Origin of the sequence: Proteiniphilum sp. UBA1028 (assembly GCF_002316955.1) — a bacterium.
Taxonomy (GTDB): Bacteria; Bacteroidota; Bacteroidia; order Bacteroidales; family Dysgonomonadaceae; genus Proteiniphilum.
Map to the genome: position 1 here is coordinate 1 of NZ_DCEN01000085.1, position 5,553 is coordinate 5,553.

At 46.3% G+C, this 5,553-nt stretch carries 4 protein-coding genes; 2 read left to right on the plus strand and 2 right to left on the minus strand.

What is annotated here, in order from left to right; translation table 11 throughout:
- Positions 1–85 precede the first annotated feature (85 nt).
- Positions 86–1,336, minus strand: a complete 1,251-nt coding sequence (locus B3Z75_RS13525; RefSeq protein WP_294072834.1) for an efflux RND transporter periplasmic adaptor subunit — start codon at positions 1,334–1,336, stop codon at positions 86–88.
- Positions 1,337–1,435: 99 nt separating this feature from the next.
- Positions 1,436–2,908 carry a TolC family protein gene (locus B3Z75_RS13530; RefSeq protein WP_286880074.1) on the minus strand — a complete coding sequence of 491 codons (1,473 nt, stop codon included), beginning with the start codon at positions 2,906–2,908 and terminating at the stop codon, positions 1,436–1,438.
- A gap of 252 nt (positions 2,909–3,160) precedes the next feature.
- Between B3Z75_RS13530 and B3Z75_RS13535 the strand changes: the two genes are divergently transcribed.
- Both B3Z75_RS13535 and B3Z75_RS13540 read left to right on the plus strand, forming a co-directional pair.
- On the plus strand, positions 3,161–4,519 hold the full coding sequence (locus tag B3Z75_RS13535; RefSeq protein ID WP_294072828.1) for a sigma-54-dependent transcriptional regulator: 1,359 nt from the start codon (positions 3,161–3,163) through the stop codon (positions 4,517–4,519).
- On the plus strand, positions 4,520–5,515 hold the full coding sequence (locus tag B3Z75_RS13540) for a sensor histidine kinase (RefSeq protein ID WP_294072831.1): 996 nt from the start codon (positions 4,520–4,522) through the stop codon (positions 5,513–5,515).
- The last annotated feature ends 38 nt before the right edge of the window (positions 5,516–5,553 follow it).

Below are 5,553 nucleotides of genomic sequence, written 5' to 3' on the forward strand. Positions count from 1 at the left end.
CATGTTTCTACCTCCTCTGTGCGGAATATTTTCTGTAAGTTGGATGTTTTGATCATAGTTCTTGTGTTGTGTATATTAATATGTATTATCTTATTATCAATTCTTCAGCTTCCCCAAAATTGGCATAACCTGTTGTAATTACCCTTTCGCCCGGTTCGAGACCGTTCGTAATTTCATACTGCACGGGATTTTGTCTACCAACAGTTATGGGTGTGCGGATAGCCTTGTCGCCTGAACTGTTTACTTTATAAATCCACTGTCCGCCGGTAACCTGGAAGAAGTCGCCACGCGGAATTACGATGGCACTGTCGGGCTGGTCGAGCTCCACCTGTAGACGATAGCTCTTGCCGATTCTCACGTTATCGGGTTTTTCATCGGTAAATACAAGATCGACTCCAAACTGGCGGTCCCTCACCTCCGGCACTACCTTGGATACTTTGAGCGGATATTTTTTTCCCTGATAGGTTACGGATGCAGGGAGTCCCACCATCACTCTGTCGATATAGTATTCACTGAGTTGTGTGTTAATTTTAAAGTTGTCCATCACCTTTATTTCTCCAATATTTTCGGATTGCCTGATCTGTTGTCCAAGTGTCACATTCAAAAAACTCAGCTGACCACTTATCGGTGCCCTGACAACCAGATTATCCATCCGCTTACTTGTAAGCATGGTGTTTTTACGGGCTCTTTCCAGATCGTTGTTCATTAGATCACGCCTTAACAGGGTAGCCACACTATCGTGCCGGAGTCCTTCCAGCTGCAGGGCGGTATTTTGGGTTTTATAGGTATATTCTTCTTGCTGCACATCCAACTGTGCCTTGCTTTTCACGCCCATGTTAAATTCTTCCACTCCCAGCGCATAGTCTTTTTCTAATCTATTCAGCTCATACTCTGCCTGCAATGTTTGTTGTTTCAAAAGTAGGGATTTTTGCTCCATTTCCAGCCTTTTCTCCTGATAAAGTATGCGTTGTGTTTCCCATTCTGCCTGTTGCTCATCAATGACACGTGCCAACTCATGGTTTTGAAGGATGATGATGGTGTCGCCTTGCTTCAGCATGCTACCCTCTTCTGCAACGACTTGCAGCACTGTCCCTGATTCCAATGCATTCAGCTTGATGGTTAGAATGGGCTGAACAATGCCTTCTGCATCAACGTAGTCGAGAAACGGAGCTTCTGTCACATCGGCTATGAGAATTCTTTCGCTATTTACGCGTAGTTTGCGGCCTCCTGAAATCGAAATCAGCACATATACAAGAAATCCAACAAATGCTGCTACGGCAAGAATATGATATCTGTATTTCTGCCAGGTGCTCCTTTGGGGAAGCGCCTTGTCCATGGAGGAGTCGCGCGACTCGTGAAATGAGTGATTATTTTCTTTGTTGTCCATCTTCAGGGTAACGTATCAAATAGGATTACTCTCTTCTTTTGTTGATTATCATTCATGCCAATTGAATTGATCTTCTTCCGGGATAATGAGACTGTTTGTCTCGAAGTCATAGCCTGTCATACTGCGTATCCCGTAATAGAGACCCCAATAGTTTTGTAACTCACGTATATATGCTTGCTGTGAGCGATCCTTTTCTTCTATCGCCGCATTCAGGTCGAGGAGGCTGGATTTGCCCAGCAGGTATAAACGATAGGCTACGTTGTTTCTACGTATGGTGCGGACGGCAGTTTTCTGTGCGATCGTAACCTTCTCGCGCTGCAGATTAAATTGTTTCACTGTCTTTATCACGTTCGCATCGAAATCGGTTCGAGCCTGTTCCAGATCAATCTTTACCTTTTCCAGGTTGCTTTTGGCCACTTCAACCTGCCCCTTTCCCACACCCCAGTCGAGAATGGGAATGCGGATACCCAGGCTCACCAGCTGCTGATCGAGCGGGTTTCGGTATGATTCGGTCAGCATATTGTTGGTCTGGGAAAGGCCAAACTCAGCATAAAGATCAGCTTTTAACCCGCGTGACGCTTTTGCTCTTGACACGGCACTCTCGCTTTCCATTTCCCGCAGGGAATAATATTCCATATCGGGATTGTTTTTATGGGCATACATTAGTGCATCTTCCACTGACACCGTGAAGTTAGGAATTTGATCGCTTACTTCCACAACGATCTCAACATTCCCGGTTATCCCCAGGAAGCTACGCAGGTCGAGAATCAAATCATCCATTTCGATGCGTGCATTCATCATCTTGGATTGTTCCGAGAGATAGTTTATTTCCAGTTGAAGCATCTCGTTCTCCGTGATGGTCCCTATTTCGTAACGACCTTTTGCATAGCGGTAAAGTGTATCGGCCGCCGCATAGTTATAGGCTGCCGATTGCCAGCTGTTTTGTGCCAGGGCTAGCTGATGAAACTTCATGGCTGCCGTGGCTGCCACGAGTTCCCGGGTTTCGGCATAGGCTTTTTGTGCCCGTGAATAGCGAATCGGTTCAATTTTTTTATTCCATTTAAGGGAATTATATCCCAATAGGTTTTGTGAATAACCAATTACCACCGGAGTCGATTTGTATGACAGGGTGTTGTCTGTAAATATATTGAGCCGTTGTAGTCCTGTTTTCATATAGATACTACCCCCCAGGAGCGGGATGTTTTGATTGATGGTCAGTGCACCGTCATTGAGCAGCTGATTGCGATGAACGAAGCTATCGCTTCCGTCGGGCAGGGTGACGGAGCTGATGGAACGGTTTAGCGTGGAGTAGCTATTGAAGGTGAGGCTGGGCAAATAGTTGGCTTTGTGTGATCGCCAGTTCCAATAAGATGCACGGTATTGGTGACGTGCCGCTACAGCCTGTGGCGATTGTTCACGGGCAAGCGCGACCGCCTCGTCCAGGCTCAGACGAAGCGTGTCTTGCGCTATGGATTGCCCTACAAAGAATGAAATAAAGAAAAGTACGATTGTATGTTTCATTACTACCAGATTCCCGATTTTATGTAAACAAAGTACATGCCAAACAGGTAAGATGCTGATATTTAGATGTTATATGAAAGCCGTCGATTGCTTCACTGTTCGTTTTCGCACAAAATAAGTTCGTATTCGCACATACATCCAATGGCTATTTTACATATCTTTGGAGAATGCTTTAAAAGGACAGGATATTTCAAAATTGAGAACTGGATCTTTCAAAGTTGGAGGCGTGTTATTTCAAAGTTGAGTAAAATAATGCAAAAGCAAGGCAAAATATTAATTGTTGATGACAACGAAGATATTCTTTTCGCGCTGAATCTGCTGTTGCAACCGCACGTAGATAAAATCAAGGTAACGACCAAGCCTGAGCGGATTGAGCATTTTATGCAGAGTTTTGAGCCGGACGTAATCCTGCTTGATATGAACTTCAACAAGGATGCGGACAGCGGTCAGGAGGGCTTTAATTGGCTTAAGAAGATAAAGAAAGCTGATCCGGATATGGTGGTGATCTTTATCACGGCTTATGCGGACATGGAGAAGGCGGTGCGTGCAATAAAAGAGGGGGCGACCGACTTTATCCCGAAACCGTGGGAGCGGGAGAAACTGCTGGCCACGGTGGCTTCGGCAGTGGAGCTGCGAAAGAGCCGCCACGAGGTTACGCAACTCAGACAACAGGTTGCCGCCCTGGAGAGCAATTGTGCCTACCCGGAAATAATTGGCGAGAGCGATGTCATTCGGTCACTCTTGGAAACGGTAGAGAAGCTGAAGGATACCGACGCGAACATCCTTATTCTGGGAGAGAACGGAACGGGGAAGGATCTTTTTGCAAACCTGCTATACCGGACTTCCCCACGGGCAGAGAAGCCATTCGTGCAAATCGACCTGGGTACTATTCCGGAACAATTGTTCGAAAGTGAACTGTTCGGACATCAGAAAGGAGCTTTTACCGACGCCAAACATGAGAAGCCGGGTAGATTCGAGATCGCTAGCGGAGGCACGCTCTTTCTGGATGAGATCGGAAACCTGACACCTCCTATGCAGGCAAAACTGTTGAGTGCGATCGAAAAGCAGCAGATTAACAGGCTGGGATCCACGAAACCTGTATCGATTAACGTGCGACTTATTTGTGCGACGAATGCCGATATCCATAAAATGGTGGCCGACGGAGATTTTCGTCAGGATTTGCTTTATCGGATAAATACCATTGAATTGCATATTCCTCCGCTCAGAGAGAGGGGAGAAGATATAGAACTTCTCGCAAACTTTTTCCATGATCGATACAAAAAGAAATACAAGAAGGATAGCCGAAATATTTCGATCGCAGCCATGCGCAAGCTGAAAGAATATCCCTGGCCGGGAAACGTGCGGGAGCTGCAGCATGCCATGGAGAGGGCAGTGATCCTCTCTTCGGGATTCACGCTTACTCCGGAGAATTTTGTACTAAAACCGACTGCGAAGAAACAGAAAGAATTGAATCTGAACCTGGAGCAGCTTGAAATGAATGCTATTGAGCATGCACTGCTTCAAGCGGAGGGTAATATGAATCGGGCAGCGGAACTGCTCGGCGTATCCCGTTTTACACTGTACCGGAAGATTGAAAAGTATGGATTATAAATGAAAATCAGGTCTAAACATAGTTACTTTCTGAAAATAACGGCCCTCGTGCTGTTATCGCTGACCGGAGCCTGGTTGTGCGTAAAAGGGTTCTATTTTTCTGCGGCGTTGATGCTGGCAGGGGTGGTTGCTTTTGCCGTTTCTATCCATGACGACAGAAAGAGACTGATTGAAAGGATGGAGCGCATGATTGGCGGGATTCGCCATGCCGATTTTTCGACCTATTTCAGAGTGAATCACTCCAACGATGAACTGGACAGGCTGATGAGAGAGATGAACGAGGCTCTGGAGATGTTCAGAAGTCGTACCTACGACTCCATGATGGAAGAGGCGGAGACCAAAGCATGGCAAAAGCTGATCAGCGTGCTCACACACGAGATCATGAATAGCATCGCACCCATTATCTCCCTTTCGGAGACATTGGCAGAAAGGGAAATTGATGAAGGAAATGATTCGGAGGGGTACCGGGTAATGAAGCAGGCAATGGAGACCATTCACCGGCGGAGTAGGGGGCTGCTCTCTTTCGTGGAGAACTATCGTAAGCTTACCCGACTGCCACAGCCTTCGTTGCAACCTATCGCAATACGGCCGATGCTATCCTCGTTGCAACAACTGACCTCCACGTACGGCATCGCATTCTCTTTTAAAGTATATCCCGAGCAACTGATTCTGAAAGCCGACAAAGATATGATGGAGCAGCTATTGCTGAACTTGTTGAAAAATGCAAAGGAGGCGTGCGAAGGAATAGATGCACCCAAAATTGAGATATGGGCTGAACATGTTGGAGACAGTATACAAATAACGGTGTCTGATAACGGACAAGGAATCGCGCCCGAAGCGCTGGATAAGATCTTCATTCCATTTTACTCCACGAAAGCCAAAGGTTCTGGAATTGGCTTAAGTTTGTGCCGACAAATAGTAACTCGTCACAGGGGAAAAATGTCTGTACAATCAGACAATCACGGTACCCGCTTCCTGGTTGAATTTCCGGAGTAACTAATAAAAAAACGGCTTCAAGAAATTTCCTGAAACCG